The 371-nt window shown below is 62.5% G+C and carries 1 pseudogene; it reads right to left on the bottom strand.

What is annotated here, in order from left to right:
• Positions 1–224 (bottom strand): annotated as a pseudogene (locus KQX66_RS38975) (hypothetical protein); the annotation flags it as partial.
• Positions 225–371 lie beyond the last annotated feature (147 nt).

Here is a 371-nt window from a genome sequence, read left to right as displayed (position 1 = left end):
GCCGCGCCCCATTCGCCGTTGCCAACCGGCATGCCGTTGATCACCGGCACTTCAAGGCGCGTCAGCGCGCGCGCCACGTTGAACGCGCAACCGCCGATTTGCCGCGCCTGCGGCTGGGCTTCGATATCTTCGCCGCTGGTCGGCAGGCGGGGCAGCGTCATCACCAGATCGCCGACCGCGCCCCCAATCACCAGGACAGGTGTTACAGCTTCCCACTCACTCATTGATGTTCTCTGCGTTGGGTCAGGTACAGACCGTAAGCGATCAGACTCACCGCAAACGACACAAACAGCCCCAGGCTGGAATCGGCAAACAAGCCTTTGGCCAGCGGGCCGTCGATAAAACCAGTTTTAGTGACCAGCAGGCCGCAC

It is taken from the genome of Paenibacillus oleatilyticus (assembly GCF_018998565.1).
GTDB lineage: Bacteria > Bacillota > Bacilli > Paenibacillales > NBRC-103111 > Paenibacillus_G > Paenibacillus_G oleatilyticus.
The sequence above is the reverse complement of the archived record's forward strand: the minus strand, read 5'-3'. Positions and strand labels throughout refer to the sequence as shown.